A 17810-nucleotide genomic window follows, 5' to 3' on the forward strand; every position below is an offset into this window, starting at 1 on the left:
TTATTACATAAGTTACAAGATTTAAGCTATTAATAGGTTATTTTGTTAACAAATAGACATGTTATTAGAATTAAATTTTAATAACAGTCAATTAAAATAAAAAACCTAACAGAAACAGCGTTAACACTTATGAAGCCATTTGTTTTATTACTACTACTCATAATAAATTTCAAAGTAAAAGCCCAAACTATAACGGGTAACCTAGTACAACACTCTGGGCAAACCATAACCCTTACAGGATTTAACTATTACCAAAACTACCAACTAGCCATAGATACGATAGATACATACGGAAATTTTGAATTAAAATACCCCGAAACCTATAAAGGTATGGCCATATTAAATACTCAAGATAATAGTAGTTTGGTATTAGTAGCCACAGAGTCAATTATAACGCTAAATGGTACACACCTAACAGAAACAGATAGTTTGGTATATATACAAGGTAGCCAAAACAACCAATACTTGCAATATGCCAAGACAAAAAGTGAAAGAGATGCCGCTTATATGGCATTAAAATACTTAGAGCCTTTATACAAAGGCAAAAAGGAATTGCAAAGCCAAAAACAATTTGCAAAAGCCATTACCAACGAAATAAAACGATTAGAACAAGCAGATGCTACCTTTTTAAATACATTAGACAAAACAGCCTATTTGCATTGGTTTATTCCTATGAAACAGCTAATCCAAGATATGCCAGTAACCTATAACCGCTATACAGAACGCATCCCCCAGAACATAGCTCAATTTAGAAACATTGATTTTAACGACCCAAATTTTAAAACCAGTGGCTTGTTTAGAGAACTTATAGAAGGCCATTATATGTTACTTGAAAACTCTGGTGGGACACTTGAAGAAATTTACGATAAAATGAATTTTAGTACCAATTATTTAATAAACAACTTAAAAGTCAACGATAGTTTGCTAAACATAGCAACAGTGAAATTATTCAATTACTTTGAAAAACGCAGTCTGTTTAAGGCATCAGAGTATTTATCATTACAATTATTAAAAGAAAACAACCAATGTTCATTACAAGATAATGTAAGGACAAAGTTAGAAGCTTACAATAAACTAAAAATTGGTGCAATAGCCCCAGAAATACAGCTAACGGCAAATAAAAAATTAAGTGAGATAGAAACCAACAAATTATTGGTTTTTGGTGCCAGTTGGTGTCCTAGTTGTAAGGATGATACTTTAAAATTACTTAATCATTACAAAGATTGGAAAGAGAAAGGCATAGAGATAGTTTACATAAGTGTAGATACCGATAAAATTGAGTTTGAGGGAGCTTATAGTGATAAACCCTGGAAAACCTATTGTGATTATAAAGGTTGGGATACCCAAGCGGCGCAAGATTATAATATAACAGGTACGCCAACCTATTTTTTATTGGATAAGGATAATACCATTTTAGCACGCCCAAACTCCGTAGTCCATGCCAATCTTTGGATTATGTAAATATTATAAATTCATTGTCCTAGTTATTGGTTTAGTTAGTTACACCTTTTTATTATAAAGGCTGTAACGTATTTCATAAATCAATTAGTAATTAAACATACCAAATATTACTGGTTTTTTTACACTTATTACATTACAATTTGAATACTTAGAAAGGTTATAGAATTTAGGCTTATTTAAATTTTTAGCCTAAGAATCTATAATGTTAAAAACCTTTATTGAAAAAAAACAATTGAATCTGGTAATATCCCAATTCTTAATCATTTAGAATTGTTCTACCTGCGATTATATGCCCATGTTTAACTATAAAATAAATAGTAGAATTTTTAGAGTTAGATCAAGTTGAAATTCCCTGCTAGCGGTCGTTTGCAATGAGTGCCGTAACAGCTAGGTAATAATAATTAAAACCAAGAACCGTAGTATTTATTTGCTTCGGTTTTTGTATTTGTAGGTAATGAGCAGAAGTATACATTACATAATAAAGTAGTGTTATACTTTGTTATGGGCAATTTGACAAACATTACGATTAAAAGAGATTAAGAAATTGAGGCTAACCATCTTTATGTAAAGTGAGTTTTGCGGAAAACCTTAGATAAAAGAGTACGCTAATAAATTACTAAAAATATAAAACATGAAAAAAACAAAACTATTTTTTACACTATTTTTAATTGCATTTACAATAATTAGCTGTTCTAACGATGAATCACAAAGTGAAAATGAAGAAGTAAATGCTACTGATTTAGCTAATACTCATAATCAAATTAAACAGAAATTTGATGATTTTTATTTATCAACAGTTATTCAACAAAAAAGTTCTAATAGTAAACAAGAGCAAAATGAAATAGAAGAATATGTTGATAAAGTTTTTGATGCAAATTATAAATATACTTTAGAAAATGGGCTAGAAGGGCTCTTTTCAGAATATGGTCTAAACCCTGAATTGATAAACGTTGTTGAATGGGCAATGGAAAATATTAATGATGAAGATTTATATTCAAAACTAAGTTCTGAATTTACTATTACCAACCAGCAAGATGTTAATTTAATTTTTTATTATATAGAGATATATAAAAAATTTGAATCAAACAAATTATCACTAAAAGGAAAATTTTCTAAGTATTCAAAAGTTAGTAGTGGTTGTGGTAGAGCTGTAGTTGGAACTATTCTAGTTACTGCAGTATTTATAGGAGTTACAGCAGCTACTGGTGGATTTGGAGGTGCAGGTGCAGCTGGATTTTTAGTTTCTAAGGGGTGGTCTATTTATAATGTAATTGCCGCGTGTTCCGATAGGGCGGTTTTACAAGAACGAGCTCCAGTCCCTTTCTTAGACGAAGAAGCTATTACTATAAAAGATTTGAATGAAATAGATATAGTTTTACCAACATTATAAGATATGAAAACAAAAATCTATTGGTTTATATTTGTTTGTATTCTTATAAGTTTTTGGCTTTATAATTTATATTACTTCGTGTTAGAAATAAAAGACAATAACTGGATATCCCTCATAGGAAATCTATTTATAAACTTATATATCTTAGGATCTATAGTTTATATTATTTACATGAAATTTTATAAAAAAAGCCCATAACAAATTATTCTATACCAAAGGTGTTCATGCATGCGCTTCGCTCAAGCGCAACCGTATATATTGGTTAGACGTTTATACAACTTAAGTTTGATTATTGATTAAAGATATTAAATTTAAGTATATAACCAGAAAGAACAAAAGAGAAAAGTATTTAATATGCACATTATAACAAGATTTTAAAAAAAATGGATTAAAGATCTGGTGGCAAGAAAACAATCTTATTTGATTGGGTTAATGCAAGTCATGTGCACTTAATTTTTAGGTCTGCAAAATAGCAACCCATGGAGTTGTTAAGAGGTTTTAAAAAAACATACGGCAAAACAAGTAATGCAAACCATAGAAAACAATCCTCAAGAAAGCAGAAAATAATGGCTGTTATGGATGTTTAAACGAGTAGGGAAGAAACAAAGTAATTGCACAAAATATCAGTTTTGACAACACAACAATAACACAACAGCAGCAAGCCAATAGAATTGTGGATTACAGAGGTAATAAAACAAAAGATGAAATAAGTAATAATCCAGTAGCAAGTTGATTTGTTGCAAATGCTGTTGATTATAAATACTCTAGTGCAAGAAATTTTGCAGGAGACGATACTATACTAAAAATAGATGAAGCAGGTTTTTTTTAGGGAAGTAACGGCACTCGTTGCAAACGAGCGCTAGCGGAAGTTTTATAAACCTAAAAAACTTTGGATCTGTAAACTATTTTGTGTTTTTACTATTTATTAGTTTAAAAATAGAAAACAATGAACTAAAAGATACTCACATTACCTTTATTTAATATCTCCCCTTCATGTCCAGTTTAAAATGGTAAGTCCAGCATTTAAAACTATTGAGTGTGATCGAGAAATACACTGGAACTTCCATAACTAGATAAATACCAATCCGAGATAAATAACCGAATATTTTTATATATTACCGATTATTACTTTTATAATCCATTTGTAATCTTTGGTTAGTTATCTTTCGGTGTTCATTTTGCGAATTAACTTTTATAAATAGAAGTTAATTATAATATTACAAAATTTATGGAAAATTTTACTGTTTTAATTGTTGATGACGAAATTGAAAACATCGACTTACTTAAAGTTTATTTAAAAAAACATTATAAATCTTTAAATACGGTATATACTGCCGGTAATGTAAACGAAGCCATAGATCAATATATGGAGCATTACCCAGATATTTTAATACTAGATATTGAGTTGGATAACAATACCACCTGTTTTCAAATATTAGAAAACATACCTAATACAACTGCACAAATCATTTTTGTTACCTCTCATAAAGATTATGCTATACAGGTCATAAACTCAGTAAAAACGGCAGCATATTTAGTAAAACCTGTTAAACCAACAGACCTTATTATAGCTTTAGATAAAGCAGTAAGTAATATTGAAACTAACAATGCCTTATCAAATAGTAATATAGATAAGCAAACACATTATTTAGACTATATAGCTATTCCCTCTTCTAACAAGATAGATATTATACATCCTAAAGATATTGTGTATTTACAAGCAGAAGGAAGATATACAATTTTTCACCTTACCAATGGCAATCATAAAATTGCTAGCCGTAATTTAGGTGAGTATGAAAAACAATTAGACCCAAAACTGTTTTTTAGAATTCATCATAGCTATATTGTTAATCTTAATATGGTAATAAATATTAATAAATCTGCAGGCAATTATTGTGAGTTATTAAATAGTAAAGCATTACCTATTGCAAAACGAAGGCAAGAAAAGCTACATAAATTTCTAAAAATTAAATAAGTTAGTCCTGATTTTAGCTTAAAAAAAACATTTTAAAAATTATATTGTCCAATCTTTTCTCATATCGAAAAAAACTTAAATTTTAAGAGAATGATATTATGTGTTAATTATAAAAAACAAATGCTCGTTTTACTATTACTTTTTTTTAGTACTAAATTAATTTGTCAAGATTCTTTAAGTACTTCGCATATAGACACATTAGCTATTATAGACAACCATATAAAAAAAGCAGTGGGTTACCAAAGTGTAAATATAAAAAGTGCACTACAACACATTGAAGCTGCTTATGAACTGGCAGAAAAGATTAATGACACTGCATTAATAATTAAGATTAATTATGGATTTGGGCTTATGTATAAAGGAATTGAAAAAGACAGTTTAGCTAAACAACATCTTCTTAGAGCTATAAATTTATCAATAAAGACAAATGATATAACTTCTACTAGAAATTCATATAATCTTTTGGGATTGATAGAGGATGAGATGTTAAATTATTCTAAAGCCATAGAATATTATAAACTTGCATTAGTTTATGCTGAGGATGAAAAAGACAAGCTAGCTACAAGAACTAACTTGTCAAAGGTGTTTTTCAACTTAGGGAAAAATGATTTAGCCCAACAGTATACTGAAGAAATATTAATTTATTTTAAAGGAAAGGATTATTACGAATTTGGCGTGGATGAAAAGAATGTATTGTTAACAACTTATATCAATCTATCTAACTTAAAAAAACCAAAAGAGGCTATAAAACTTTTAAAAGAGTCTTTAAAGATTATAAAAACAGATTCAAATTTGAATTTTAGATTGCCTCTTGTTTATTCAAGTATTGGGGAATTTTATGCCAAAACATCGTTTAAGGACAGTACTATTTTTTATCTAGATAAAGCATTAAGTAAAGCTAAAGAAATTAATTTAGAAGAAGAAGTATTAATAAATTCATTTCTAATTTCTTATTATTCCCTAAAATATAAACAAAACAATAAAGCTTTAAAGTATCTTGATTCAGTTTTTTATTTTAGCGGTAATAAATTAGGAAAAGAGGTAGTTAATATTCCTGTAGATAGTTTGTCATTTGAAGTTTATAAAGCTAATGGTCTTTATAATAAAGCTACAAAACATGCTGTTAATTTTATAAGTTACCAAGATTCAATATCAAAAAATAAAGTAAACGACTCTTATTTAGAATTTGCTAAAAAATATGAAACAGAGAAAAAGATACAAGAAAATGAGCTTCTTAAAAAAGAAAATGTGATCAAAGAGCTGGAGGTTGGTAGACAAAAAACAGCGCGTAACTACTTAATGATTTTTTCAGTATTAGGTTTTGTAACTTTAAGTTTCACATATAGTCAGCTAAGAAGTAAAAGAAAGACAGCTAGTGCTTTAGCTAAGCAAAATGATGTTATTTTACAACAAAAAATAGCTTTACAAAAAAGCAATGCCAATAAGCAAAAATTATTTGGAATAATTTCACACGATTTGGTAAACCCATTTAATGCAATATTAGGATATACAGAGCTGTTAGATAAAGACTATAACAATTTTAATGAGCAAGAACGCAAAAAATTCATAAGTATTATCAATAACTATGCTAATAACAATTACAATCTTACAAGAACATTATTAGATTGGGCAAAAGTACAGCAAGAGCAATTGATTGTTAATAAACAAATGATAAACTGTAAAGAGCTTATAGAGAATGTTATACAGCCATACAAAGTAATGGCGGATAAAAAACAAATAGAAATAATAACCAAGAACATTCCCAATAATATAGAAGTGAGCATCGATAAAAACATGACGCAAACCATTATTGGCAATTTATTTGTTAATGCCATAAAATATACATCACAAGGAGGTAAAGTAGAGTTTAACCTCATAAAAAATAAAAATGGCACAATAAATATTGAAATTCAAGACAATGGTTTAGGCATGTCTCAAGAACAGCTAGGCAACTTGTTTGATATTACCAAAGTTACTTCCGTTAAGGGTACTAACCAAGAGAAAGGTAATGGTATGGGGCTTATTTTGTGTAAAGAGTTAATTGAGTTGCAAAATGGTAGTTTAAAATTATTTAGCCAATTAAATAATGGGACCAGAGCAGTAGTTAACATTTGAACGTCTTAGTTTTTATTCTCAGTTTTGTGAGGTAAACTTATCTCTCATATTGGGTTTGGTTGTACAAAACTTGTTACAGAAATTTAACCTTTCAATATTATTCATAAAATTGATATTTAGAATAGCCTAAATATTGTTAAAAATTATACTAGCAAAATCCTTGGTAGTTTGTATTCTGTAAAATTAATGTTGGGTTGTATCGAGAGCCGTTAGATAACAAGACAGGTCGTGAAATTACTGCTTGCTTTTATGAACCTGAAGAACTTATTCTTTAAAAGAGGTCTAATTGCAATGAAGCCTAAATAAGATAAAAATGAGCTCTATTTTCCAAATATTAAAAGTATTTGCAATAAGTTTAGGATAGTCGAAATTTTAAGCGGTAGTGACCCAATAACGGTTCCTGTAAACACAACATACTCAGACACTGAAGTAACTGCAACAGATAATATTGATGGTGATATTGCCACAAATATCATAACAGTTAACTCTGTGGACACATCAAATTCAGGCAGTTACACAATTACTTATAATGTAACTGATGCAACAGGAAACAAGGCTATTGAAGTAACACGTACTGTTAATGTTATTGCTTCTTTTACTCAATCAACAAACTCATCAACAGCATCAGAAAATGCAGAAACAACAACCTACACCATTGTTCTTGATGCAGAACCAACATCAGACGTGGTTATTGATGTAAGTTCTAACGACACAGGAGAAGCAACGGTCTTACCAAGTGCATTAATCTTTACTCCAGCAAACTGGAATACACCTCAAAAAATCACAGTTACAGGAGTTGACGACAACCTTGTTCAAACAGATACTATAACCATCACGGCAAGTATTAATGATGCAGCGAGTGCTGATGAATATGATGCTGTTTCAGACCAATCACATACCGTTACACTAACGAATGATGATGCAAGTTCTTCATCTAGTGGGTCAAAAAGAGTTTCAAAAAAAATAGCTCAAATTTTCGAAAATTCATCTGACGAAATATTATCTACTCCAGATATTCTCGGTAAAGAAGAGCCCTGTTCAACTTTACAACCCCTTTCTCAAAACATAAAAGAAGGAGATCGTAATGGCCAACATTCATCATAGGAAGGAGCAACAATTACTGAGGTTAAAATCCTTCAAGCTCATATCAATCGATTAGGGTTTGCCTCAGGAGCTGTTGTTGGAATTCTTGGGCCAATTACTGACGGAGCTATTAAACGCCGTAGATGGCTGAATAAATCAAGCAAAGAAATTGTTCAAAGAGATTGGAATCTAGTAGCACAGGGAACTCGTATGACCATAGAGTTCGCTGCTTTTTTAAAAGTATTTAATAAGTACCAAACCCAATGATTGTCATACTATTGGCGGATTCTATGGCGTTAATGGTAAAAAACTTGGTAGACAATATCGTGGTTATCTAAGTGAATTTAAAGATTGGAAAGATAAGCCTCATGCCAAAGAGTGGCTCATATTTCCTGAGAACATGGGTCAACACCTGTCTATTGATGAAACAGCCCTGTCTAAAGGCGAACTCTATACCATTATTACCAACAAAAAAGCAAAAGGTAAAAAGGGGGCTATCGTAGCTATTCTTGCTGGCACCAAAGTTGAACCTATTATAGAACAGCTCCTTAAAATACCAAAAGGAAAAAGAAACAAGGTCAAAGAGATAACTCTGGATATGGCCAACTATATGAAAATGATTGCTAGAAAGTGTTTTCCCAAGGCTATTTAGGTCACAGATAGATTCCATGTACAAAAGTTTGCTCTTGAAGCTTTGCAAAATATTAGAATAAAACACCGTTGGGAAGCTATCGATATAGAAAATGAACAAATCAAACAGGCTAAATACAGTGGACAAGAATTTAATCCCCAAGCATTTGGCAATGGAGATACCAGAAAACAACTCCTAGCTAGAAGTAGATACTAATTATATAAAGCTCCTGATAACTGGACGCAAAACCAATACCTAAGAGCTAAAATTTTATTTGAGCAATACCCTGATATAAAGAAAGCTTTTAATCTAGTGCAAGGGCTTAGAAATATATTCAATACAGCTACTTCTATACAAACAGCTTATACCAAAATAGCCCACTGGTATAAAGATGTGGAACAAACAGGATTTTGAGCATTTAATACTATTGCAAAAACTATAACCTTAAACTATAGGGCTATCTTAAATTACTTCATCAACAGAAGTACCATTGCTCCAGCAGAATCTTTCAATGCTAAGATAAAAGTGTTCAGAAGTCAATTCAGAGGTGTGAAAAACATAGAATTCTTCCTCTTTAGGTTAACGCAAATTTTTGCCTAAAACACAACAATTAGGAATGATCCGTTTTTTGTTTTACAAATGTTTTACAGAAAATAAAAAAAGCGACTGTATTTTATTAAAACCAGCTTGTTTAAACAGATAAAGCACTGTTTTCAGTGCTTTATCTTAGTAGCGGGAACTGGACTCGAACCAGTGACCTTCGGGTTATGAGCCCGACGAGCTACCTACTGCTCTATCCCGCGATATAATCAAAAATAATTCACTTAGCTTTTAACTTTCGGTTCATAATGCCGACCAAATTATTTCGGACTGCAAATATACAATCCTTTTTATGTTTCTACAAGCATAAATTTAGAAAATATTACTGTTCGATGCTATTTGCCTGAAACTCTACTAATTCAGTATTTACAAACAGTGTAGATACTTGAATTGGATTGCAACAAACTTCACAGTCTTCAATATAGGATTGTTTAAAAACCGAACTATCTAAGAGCACAGATATAGTCTCCCAACAATATGGGCATGTAAAATAATGTTCTAGCATAGAAGTAAAACTAAAAAAAACCATCAAAATTGATGGCTGTTTTTTAACTAAATTATAAAAAATTCACTTTAATATTTATTCTTTTTCAATATCCATAATCGCTGCAGAATTTTGTAATTCCAAATGCATTAAAGCAGGACCGTTTTTACTAGAAATACTTGTGTACTCTTGGTTTAAATTATTATCACTTACCATTATGGTATTTAGTTTTGTTAAGCTCATAAACTCCATTGGTAAATCTCCTGTAAATTGATTAGTCGATAATAATAATTCTTCTAAATCTTTTAATTGAGCTATTTCCGAAGGAATTTCACCATCCATTTTATTATCCATTAAACTTAACTTTTGCAACTTAGATAATGCATAAATCTCATTTGGAATATTACCAGTTAAGAAGTTACTTCCTAATAACAGCTCTTTCAAATTAGTTAAACCCATTATTGCACTAGGAATTTCTCCTGATAATTTATTACTATATAACTTTAAAGATTCTAATTTTTTTAACCCCCCTAATTCTGAAGGAATAGACCCTTCAAAACCATTCATAAATAACTCAAGAGCTTTTAATTCTTTTAAATTACTTAAAGTCGTTGGGAGCGTTCCTTTAAGTTTATTAAAACCTAAGTTCAACACCTTTAAACTAGTTAAGTTTCCTATCTCTTGTGGTAAGTTACCATTAAGGTTATTAAATTTAAGATTAATTTCAACTATTTTATCATTTTCAACTTTTACACCATACCAAGTATCTACAGAAGCATTTAAATCCCAAGTGGAATTCCATTCCGTACCATTAGTAGCGTTGTATAATGCCAATAAAGCATCTTTTTCTGTGGAGGATATATTAGCAAACGAATAAGCTGTTGTAAACAAACATATTGCTATTAGTTTTAGAGTTTTCATGTTTTGGTTTTAATTTGGGATTAATTCTCTAACGAAACTAGCTCAAAAGCAGACGAAAACCTATTTTAATCGATAAAATACACAAAATTTTAACATATTCTAATCGACGAACTGCTCAATTTCAAGCTGAATGACTTCCCATTTATCCATAAAACCTTGTAAGTCAGTCTTCATTTTTTGATAATTCTCAAAGAAGTTTGGCTTAGAAGATGCTTCCTCATAATTAATTTCAAGTTCTAAATCTATCTTTTTAATATCGTGTTCAAGCTGATTGATTTTGGACTCTACATTACTCAGCTTATTGTTTAAAGATTTTATTTTTTTCTGATCGTCATAAGATTGTTGTTTCTTAACCTTAGGCGTTTCTTTAACAACGGTTCTTTTTTCAACCTCACGAAGATTCTCAACTTTTCGCTGATCTAAATAGTAATCGATATCTCCTAAATATTCTTTTAACTTATGGTCTTTAAATTCATAAACTAAATTGGTCAGGCCTTGTAAAAAATCACGATCATGCGATACTAAAATCAACGTCCCTTCAAAACGTTTTAACGCTTCCTTTAACACATTTTTAGATTTAATATCCAGGTGATTGGTTGGCTCATCCATAATGAGCACATTAAAAGGCTGTAACATTAATTTAGCTAATGCCAATCGGTTACGCTCACCTCCAGAAAGTACACGCACGTATTTATCCGCCTCATCCCCTCTGAACAAAAACGACCCTAAAATGTCCCGTACTTTACTTCTGTTAGTTTCATTAGCAGCATCAATCATCGTATCTAAAACAGTCTTACTACCATCTAAATATTCAGCTTGATTTTGAGCAAAATACCCTATCTGCACATTATGCCCTAACTTTAAATGGCCATCATACTTTATATCGCCCACAAGCATTTTAGCGAGTGTAGATTTCCCTTGTCCATTTTGTCCAACAAAGGCCGTTTTACTATCTCGCTCAATTAACAAATCAATATCTTTTAAAACTTGATTATCACCATAATTTTTAGATATCTTTTCAGCCTCAACCACAACCTTCCCTGGTGTTATTGATACTGGAAAATTAAGTGTCATTACACTATTATCATCTTCATCAACTTCTATTCTATCAATTTTATCGAGCTTTTTAATTAACGACTGTGCCATAGTCGCTTTTGATGCTTTGGCTCGAAACTTTTCAATAAGCTTTTCGGTTTGGTCTATTTGTTTTTGCTGATTTTTTTGAGAAGCTAATTGTTGTGTCCTTAACTCTTCACGCAAGACCAAATACTTGGTATAAGGTTTTGGGTAATCATAAATCCGTCCTAAAGAAATCTCAATAGTTCTGTTTGTCACATTATCCAGAAACATTTTATCGTGCGATACAATGGCCACTGCACCGGAATAATTCTTTAAAAAGTTTTCCAACCAAATAATAGACTCAATGTCCAAGTGATTGGTTGGCTCATCCAAAAGTAAGATATCGTTGTTTTGAAGCAGCAACTTTGCCAGTTCAATACGCATACGCCATCCACCAGAAAACGTATCCGTTAGTTTATTAAAATCTTGTCGTTTAAAGCCTAAACCTTGAAGTATTTTCTCGGTATTACCTTGATAATTATAGCCTCCTAATATTTCATATTGATGCTGAAGCTCGTTAATATCGATCATAAGTTGATGATACCCTTCACTTTCATAATCCGTACGCTCAGCCATTTGGGTATTCACCCCTTCCATTTTAGCCTCCAACTCCTTAATTTCTGTAAACGCTTCATAGGCTTCTTCAAGCACCGTTCTTCCTAAAATAAAATCGATATCCTGTTTTAAAAATCCAATTTTAAGTTCTTTATCGGCCGCAATTTGTCCCGTATCAGGTTCCATTTCTTTTGATAAAATCTTGAGCATGGTAGACTTACCAGCGCCATTTTTTCCAATAAGCCCAATCCTATCGCCATTACCAAGTTTAAATGTAATGTCTTCAAACAAGTATTCACCTTGAAATGAAATCGATAAATTATGAATGTTCATCATAGAAATGTAACTTTTATTACAGACCATTTTTATTTAAATGGTATTTTTGTTTTAAATTTTGTCTTTAGGAAAATAACAATTTCAAAAGAAACTTCGACATAAAATCGAGAAATATTTTTTTTATTGCGCATGCAAAAGTACATTAAATTATATGTTTAAAAAAGGAACAAAATTATATAGTATTTTAACGGGAACTTGCCCAAAATGCCATGAGGAATCCATGTTTAAAAACAAGAATCCTTACATCCTTTCTGAAGCGTTAAGTATGCACGAAAACTGTAGTAATTGCAAAACCAAATACAAAATAGAACCTTCATTTTTCTATGGATCCATGTATGTAAGTTACCCAGTAGGCATTGCGTTTGCCACAGCAGCTTTCGTAATTTCATTTTTTGTGTTTAGAGCCAGCTTACATGTTATTTTCATATCTATAATAGCCACTTTAATTATTTTTATGCCTATTATTCTCAGACTTTCAAGAAATATTTGGATCAACTTTTTTATGAGCTACGATAAGTCTTTAGCTAAGAAATAATTTAATTTGGGCGCCTGCAGGCAGGCAGGTTACCACACTACCCTTCGTCTGCGCTCAGGACAGGTGGTCAGGCTTTCTCTACTCGCGCTCTTCGAGAAGCTCAAACAGCTAGCCTGTGTTGAGCGCAGTCGAAACGTTTAATCCTTAACGCAAATCAACCCCCATCTTTTGTTTACAGAACAAACTTCAATATTCTAAAAAACTTATAAACCAAAACGCTTAATATCAATTTCGCTTTCTAAAGGTAATTCATTTTCAATAAAATCGAAAAGTTGTTTAGCCACATAAGGCCCTATCATAACCCCACGAGTACCTAAACCATTGAGTACAAATAGTTTTTCATATTTGCTGTGTTGTCCAACTAAAGGTCTTCTATCCTTAACCGTTGGTCTAATACCAGCGACTTGATTAACGACTTGAAACGGACAATTAATAAGTTTTTTAAGCTTATTCAAAAGAGATTCTTTTGCAACTTCGGTAACGTTATGACTTAAATCTTTCCATTCGTAAGTAGCTCCAACTATATACAAATCGTCACCTATAGGAATTAAAAAAACACCAGCCTTTAAAACATAATTGATATTTAAATCTGGTGCATGTATGATCAGTAATTCCCCCTTTGCAGGTACTAATGGCAAATTATTGAAATAAGGATTTTGTTTAACACCATAACCCTCTGCGAATATTATGTTTGTTGCGGTTATATTTTTGTAATGAATGGTTTCGCTTTCAATTTGTAAGGCATCATAGTTAAAAGCGGCTTCAAATAATAATTCGCTTTTCAACAAATTAGATTTATAAGCCTCAATCATAGTTTTCACATCTATCCGCCCTGTTTCTAAAACTTCTCCAAATCCAAACGGTGCATCAATACTAGCGTTATTATCATTCTTAATAATTTTTGGAGAAAGATATCGTGAAAGCAACGGTTTATCTGAAGCAGCAAACCAATCATTTTGTTCTTCCAGAGAAGCAAATTTTCTATAAACAGGAATTTTATAATCCAACTTGACGCTGAACTCTTTTTCTATTTTGGCGTAAAGTGGCAATGCAATATCTAGTTGCTCTTCGCTCTTCCAAACGGATGTAAAGCGTTTTAACACCACAGGGTTATATAATCCGCCCGCAACTGTAGATGATTGCTGGGAGGCGTTATCAAACACCACAAACGTCTTGTTATTTACTTTTAATTGCTCGCAAAAACTAATACCAGCAATGCCTATTCCTATAACTATATAATCTACTTGCATAATTTGCAGCTAAGATAATTAACTACCTTGGGACAAGCCCACGAGGTATTAAAATTCCAAAAAAAAGAAAAAGAAAAAAAAAACGCCCACTAAAAAAGTGAGCATTTTAAATATTTCTTTAATCTTAAGACTTAATATGTCCACATATCCAATTCAAAATCTCTAATTTTATCTTTAATTCTTTCAGACTCTAGAAGTTGCATCAATGCATTTTGAGTTACATATTCATTAACTTTTCTGTCGCCTTGCACATTTTCCTCTTTATAAATATATCCGTGAAAACGTCTTGCATTTAAAACATGATCGAAAGAATAAGGAATGGAACTGTTTTCATTATTAAATGATTTAGCTTCGTGCAACACGGCTCTAGCATCTGGGAAAAACACCCAAAACAAAGGCACTAAGTCTGGTTCAGCATCATCAATAAAGTTAACATCTGGAGCTACTGGAGCAATACCCAACAATCTGTATTTCATTTCAGCTTGACGCTTATCAAAATACCAAAGTCCTTTAATATGGTACTCCTTAATATCAGCAGCAGTTATACTTCTTTTGTTAATATACTCAGCAGATAACTCTTCACCAGCATTTATTTGTTCAATACCCAATTCTGTAGTATCAACCATGGTTAACGCTGCTTCAATGTCTTTTAAAGTTCGTTTTGTTGTAAAATAAGAATCATCATAAATGTTTTTTATTTTCCCATTTTTAATGTTCTTCATAAGTACATCATACAACGAGCGTCTATTTTTACCAATATTATTGGTATCAATAGGATAGTATAGCGGGAAATTTGAACGTTCGTCAAGAACTACTTTTTCCCAAACCATCTTAGAAAACAAGATGTCTCTATCGTCAACATAACCATATTCTAACGGTTTATCATTGTCAACTGCCTTTTGCGCTTCTGTTCTTACCCCAATTTCCTCAGGGCTTTTAGCGTTTAATATATTAGCTTGAGCAAACATACTTGACGCTGTAAAAACAGTAACTACGGTTAATAAAAAACGCTTTAAATTCATTTTATTTTACATTTTAATTCTCTGTAGTAAAAACTTAATGTTACTACTACTGATTTTAGTTTGTTAACTCAACAAAAACTGGAGATACTTTTTTAAGTATCACGCTAACGCCACTGGCTTTAGCTTCAATATCAAATATTTGAACACCAGACCCACGTTTAGCTTTAGCTAATGCTTTTTGTGCTCTACTATCTAACTTGTTTCCATTAACATTTATTGTTGGTTGTCCTGGAACTTTAAATTTAAATCCAGTAACACGCAATGGCAATTCAAAATCGAAATCATCAAATTTAGCTCCAATAGTTGAAATTTTAAGACTATTACGTTGCATTTTTAATGCTCCATCTTCACCTCTTACCGTTCCTGTTGGTTTTGGTAAATCTTTAATTCTGAATTTTGCGTTATCGCTAACTTTACCGCCATCTGGTAACGTACCTGTAACATTAATAGTTATCTCTCTTCCTTTTATAGTTTGTGCATCCATGATGTATTTACTACCACCTGCCCTAGATAAACCTTGAGCACTAGCAGTAACTTTATTATCAGGAATACCAGCAAATGAAATAGTCATTGGGTTTTTAACACCTCTGTATACTACATTCATCTTATCAGCAGAAATAGTTGCTGAATTAGGTTTTGCAACCGTTGCAAATGATGATTTTACTGGTACAGGAATTTCTTCTCCACCTTCACCAAAGAACAAGTTACCTTCTATTTTGTGTTCACCTACACCGCCACTTCCTATTTTCAACTTTACTTTACCATCTTCAATAGAATATTGGTTTTCCGTAAGCTTTCTACCATCTAAAGTCAATTCAACTCTACTAGGTTTAGTAGAAGCATCTTTACGACCTAAAACGATTTGACCATCAAACTGCTCACCATTAAAATATGCCGATTTCGAGGTCTCCATTAAGGTTGTATAGTTTGTCATGGACACTTCACTAGAAAGTGTTCCTTGTAACATGTTAGATAACACCTCAGATTCAGTCGTTTTAATATCTGCTTGAAGCTGTGTCATTTTAGTTAAAGACGCTACTAAAGGAAATCCTTTGTAGTGGTATTCTAACCAATTAACTTTGATACCATCTCGATTAATAACTTCATCAGTAGCAAACTTGGCATTAACTTCTTTAATTACAGACTCCATGCCTTTCTCGTCTGCTAATACTTTAGCAACACCTTCTCTGAATCCTGTTATTTGATTTAAAAACTCTTGACCATCATCTTTTAACTTGTCGCCTTTAAAGAAATTATTATCAAGGTAATCCCCTTTATCCATAATTTCATAATCCGTAGGGTCATCAAGTTTAGAAGTCATTTTACCTTTTAAATCTTCTAAATAAGCATCAAATTTATGAGCTAAGTCATCTATTTGGTCTGCTTTAGCTTTTAAAGGCTTATATTTTTCTGGTTGATCATCAGCTTTTACTTCTAAACTAGCAACAAAACTGTTATTTCTTGCTTCAGTTGCTACATTAGACTCAGTAAGCTTTTCGTTCATTAATCCGAAGGCTGATAGCACTTCTTTCGACATATTTAAAGCTAGCATTGCTATAAATATTAAATACATCAGATTAATCATCTTCTGTCTTGGTGATAAATTATTTCCTGCCATGTGTAATTAGGTTTTATTTGGTTAATTAAAGTAATTTGGGATTATTTATTAACGCTCCTAATTATTTATTCATTGCAGATAACATACCTCCATACACGCCATTTAAAGACGATAAGTTTGATGCTAAAGATTGCATTTGCTCTTTTAATTTACCAGCATTTTCAATAGACTCTTCGTTGATAGTCGCTTGTTTATTAATGCTTTCTAATTGTACTTTGTATAAGCTGTTTAATGATTCCATTTGAGCTGCAGCTAACGATAATTCCTCACCATATTTTTTACTAGCTTCTATAGAATCTACAGTAGATGACATGTTTTTAGCAGCGCCTTCAAAGTTTTTGATGCTATCGCCTAAACTCGCCATTAATTCGCCATCAATTTGTGCATCTTTTAATAACTCATCTAATTTTTTAGATAATAATCCTTGTGGATTTTCTTTTGCTCCTTTTTTGCCTAATTGTTGACCTCCAGCTAATTCTGGATATACTAAAGCCCAATCTAATTCATCATCAACGGGTTCGAATGCTGATAATGCAAATATAATTGCTTCGGTTACTAAACCAATAGTTAACATAACGTTACCTGTTAGTGGTCCAATTTCGAAGTGAATAATTTTGAATAGTGCTCCAACAATTACAATTGCTGCTCCTAATCCATAAGCCATGTTCATGAACTTTTTGTTTGCTTTTGACTTTGCCATAATTTTCGGTTTTTA

14 protein-coding genes, 1 tRNA gene and 1 pseudogene are annotated in these 17810 nt (G+C 31.6%); 8 read left to right on the top strand and 8 right to left on the bottom strand.

Translation table 11 applies throughout. The features are described 5' to 3' along the window. Window positions 1-129: 129 nt before the first annotated feature. The 7 genes and pseudogenes from ABD935_RS02845 to ABD935_RS02875 all read left to right on the top strand — a co-directional run bounded on the left by ABD935_RS02845 (window position 130) and on the right by ABD935_RS02875 (window position 9255). Window positions 130-1461: a TlpA family protein disulfide reductase gene (locus ABD935_RS02845; RefSeq protein ID WP_345190061.1), complete on the top strand. Its 1332-nt coding sequence runs from the start codon at window positions 130-132 to the stop codon at window positions 1459-1461. A gap of 631 nt (window positions 1462-2092) precedes the next feature. Beyond that, entirely contained in the window at window positions 2093-2851 is a 759-nt protein-coding gene (locus ABD935_RS02850) for a hypothetical protein (RefSeq protein ID WP_345190062.1), read from the top strand. Between the two features lie 1228 nt (window positions 2852-4079). Further along, window positions 4080-4826 (top strand): LytR/AlgR family response regulator transcription factor, encoded by a 747-nt coding sequence (locus ABD935_RS02855; RefSeq protein ID WP_345190063.1) that lies wholly within the window; start codon window positions 4080-4082, stop codon window positions 4824-4826. A gap of 120 nt (window positions 4827-4946) precedes the next feature. Beyond that, the gene (locus tag ABD935_RS02860; protein WP_345190064.1) at window positions 4947-6941 is read left to right on the top strand and encodes an ATP-binding protein; all 1995 of its coding nucleotides are present in this window, start codon (window positions 4947-4949) and stop codon (window positions 6939-6941) included. A gap of 369 nt (window positions 6942-7310) precedes the next feature. Then, window positions 7311-8045, top strand: coding sequence for an immunoglobulin-like domain-containing protein (locus tag ABD935_RS02865; RefSeq protein ID WP_345190147.1), 735 nt, complete (start codon window positions 7311-7313; stop codon window positions 8043-8045). A 147-nt stretch (window positions 8046-8192) separates the two neighbouring features. Beyond that, window positions 8193-8291, top strand: a complete 99-nt coding sequence (locus ABD935_RS02870) for a hypothetical protein (RefSeq protein WP_425550193.1) — start codon at window positions 8193-8195, stop codon at window positions 8289-8291. A gap of 133 nt (window positions 8292-8424) precedes the next feature. After that, window positions 8425-9255: pseudogene (locus tag ABD935_RS02875) on the top strand (ISAon1 family transposase). Window positions 9256-9385: 130 nt separating this feature from the next. Here ABD935_RS02875 and ABD935_RS02880 read toward each other — a convergent pair. The 4 genes from ABD935_RS02880 to ABD935_RS02895 form a co-directional block, all read right to left on the bottom strand. Continuing rightward, window positions 9386-9458 (bottom strand) — tRNA-Met (locus ABD935_RS02880). A gap of 119 nt (window positions 9459-9577) precedes the next feature. Then, window positions 9578-9760, bottom strand: a complete 183-nt coding sequence (locus ABD935_RS02885; RefSeq protein WP_345190066.1) for a CPXCG motif-containing cysteine-rich protein — start codon at window positions 9758-9760, stop codon at window positions 9578-9580. A gap of 75 nt (window positions 9761-9835) precedes the next feature. Beyond that, complete coding sequence (locus ABD935_RS02890; RefSeq protein WP_345190067.1) at window positions 9836-10660, bottom strand: Two component regulator three Y domain protein; 825 nt, start codon at window positions 10658-10660, stop codon at window positions 9836-9838. A gap of 99 nt (window positions 10661-10759) precedes the next feature. Continuing rightward, on the bottom strand, window positions 10760-12670 hold the full coding sequence (locus ABD935_RS02895; RefSeq protein ID WP_345190068.1) for an ABC-F family ATP-binding cassette domain-containing protein: 1911 nt from the start codon (window positions 12668-12670) through the stop codon (window positions 10760-10762). Window positions 12671-12821: 151 nt separating this feature from the next. Here ABD935_RS02895 and ABD935_RS02900 point away from each other — a divergent pair, with 151 nt between their 5' ends. After that, window positions 12822-13205: a DUF983 domain-containing protein gene (locus ABD935_RS02900; protein WP_345190069.1), complete on the top strand. Its 384-nt coding sequence runs from the start codon at window positions 12822-12824 to the stop codon at window positions 13203-13205. Between the two features lie 203 nt (window positions 13206-13408). On the opposite strand, the gene ABD935_RS02905 is transcribed toward ABD935_RS02900, so the two are convergent. From ABD935_RS02905 to porL, 4 genes are all read right to left on the bottom strand, one after another. Beyond that, window positions 13409-14455: an NAD(P)/FAD-dependent oxidoreductase gene (locus ABD935_RS02905; RefSeq protein WP_345190070.1), complete on the bottom strand. Its 1047-nt coding sequence runs from the start codon at window positions 14453-14455 to the stop codon at window positions 13409-13411. A 131-nt stretch (window positions 14456-14586) separates the two neighbouring features. Continuing rightward, on the bottom strand, window positions 14587-15477 hold the full coding sequence (gene porN / locus ABD935_RS02910; protein WP_345190071.1) for a type IX secretion system ring subunit PorN/GldN: 891 nt from the start codon (window positions 15475-15477) through the stop codon (window positions 14587-14589). Window positions 15478-15532: 55 nt separating this feature from the next. Next, complete coding sequence (gene porM, locus ABD935_RS02915) at window positions 15533-17095, bottom strand: type IX secretion system motor protein PorM/GldM (RefSeq protein ID WP_345190072.1); 1563 nt, start codon at window positions 17093-17095, stop codon at window positions 15533-15535. Window positions 17096-17156: 61 nt separating this feature from the next. Beyond that, a complete protein-coding gene (porL, locus tag ABD935_RS02920) occupies window positions 17157-17795 on the bottom strand; it encodes a type IX secretion system motor protein PorL/GldL (protein ID WP_345190073.1) in 639 nt (212 codons plus the stop codon). Between the last annotated feature and the right edge of the window lie 15 nt (window positions 17796-17810).

This window comes from Algibacter agarivorans, assembly GCF_039543245.1.
GTDB lineage: Bacteria > Bacteroidota > Bacteroidia > Flavobacteriales > Flavobacteriaceae > Algibacter_G > Algibacter_G agarivorans.

Excerpts from the sequence above, each read along its gene's own strand:
- ABD935_RS02900 (WP_345190069.1), top strand. The coding sequence starts at position 12,822 with ATGTTTAAAAAAGGAACAAAATTATATAGTATTTTAACGGGAACTTGC.
- ABD935_RS02845 (WP_345190061.1), top strand. The coding sequence starts at position 130 with ATGAAGCCATTTGTTTTATTACTACTACTCATAATAAATTTCAAAGTA.
- ABD935_RS02855 (WP_345190063.1), top strand. The coding sequence starts at position 4,080 with ATGGAAAATTTTACTGTTTTAATTGTTGATGACGAAATTGAAAACATC.
- ABD935_RS02885 (WP_345190066.1), bottom strand. The coding sequence starts at position 9,760 with ATGCTAGAACATTATTTTACATGCCCATATTGTTGGGAGACTATATCT.
- porL (WP_345190073.1), bottom strand. The coding sequence starts at position 17,795 with ATGGCAAAGTCAAAAGCAAACAAAAAGTTCATGAACATGGCTTATGGA.
- porN (WP_345190071.1), bottom strand. The coding sequence starts at position 15,477 with ATGAATTTAAAGCGTTTTTTATTAACCGTAGTTACTGTTTTTACAGCG.
- ABD935_RS02890 (WP_345190067.1), bottom strand. The coding sequence starts at position 10,660 with ATGAAAACTCTAAAACTAATAGCAATATGTTTGTTTACAACAGCTTAT.
- ABD935_RS02895 (WP_345190068.1), bottom strand. The coding sequence starts at position 12,670 with ATGATGAACATTCATAATTTATCGATTTCATTTCAAGGTGAATACTTG.
- ABD935_RS02850 (WP_345190062.1), top strand. The coding sequence starts at position 2,093 with ATGAAAAAAACAAAACTATTTTTTACACTATTTTTAATTGCATTTACA.
- ABD935_RS02905 (WP_345190070.1), bottom strand. The coding sequence starts at position 14,455 with ATGCAAGTAGATTATATAGTTATAGGAATAGGCATTGCTGGTATTAGT.
- porM (WP_345190072.1), bottom strand. The coding sequence starts at position 17,095 with ATGGCAGGAAATAATTTATCACCAAGACAGAAGATGATTAATCTGATG.
- ABD935_RS02860 (WP_345190064.1), top strand. The coding sequence starts at position 4,947 with ATGCTCGTTTTACTATTACTTTTTTTTAGTACTAAATTAATTTGTCAA.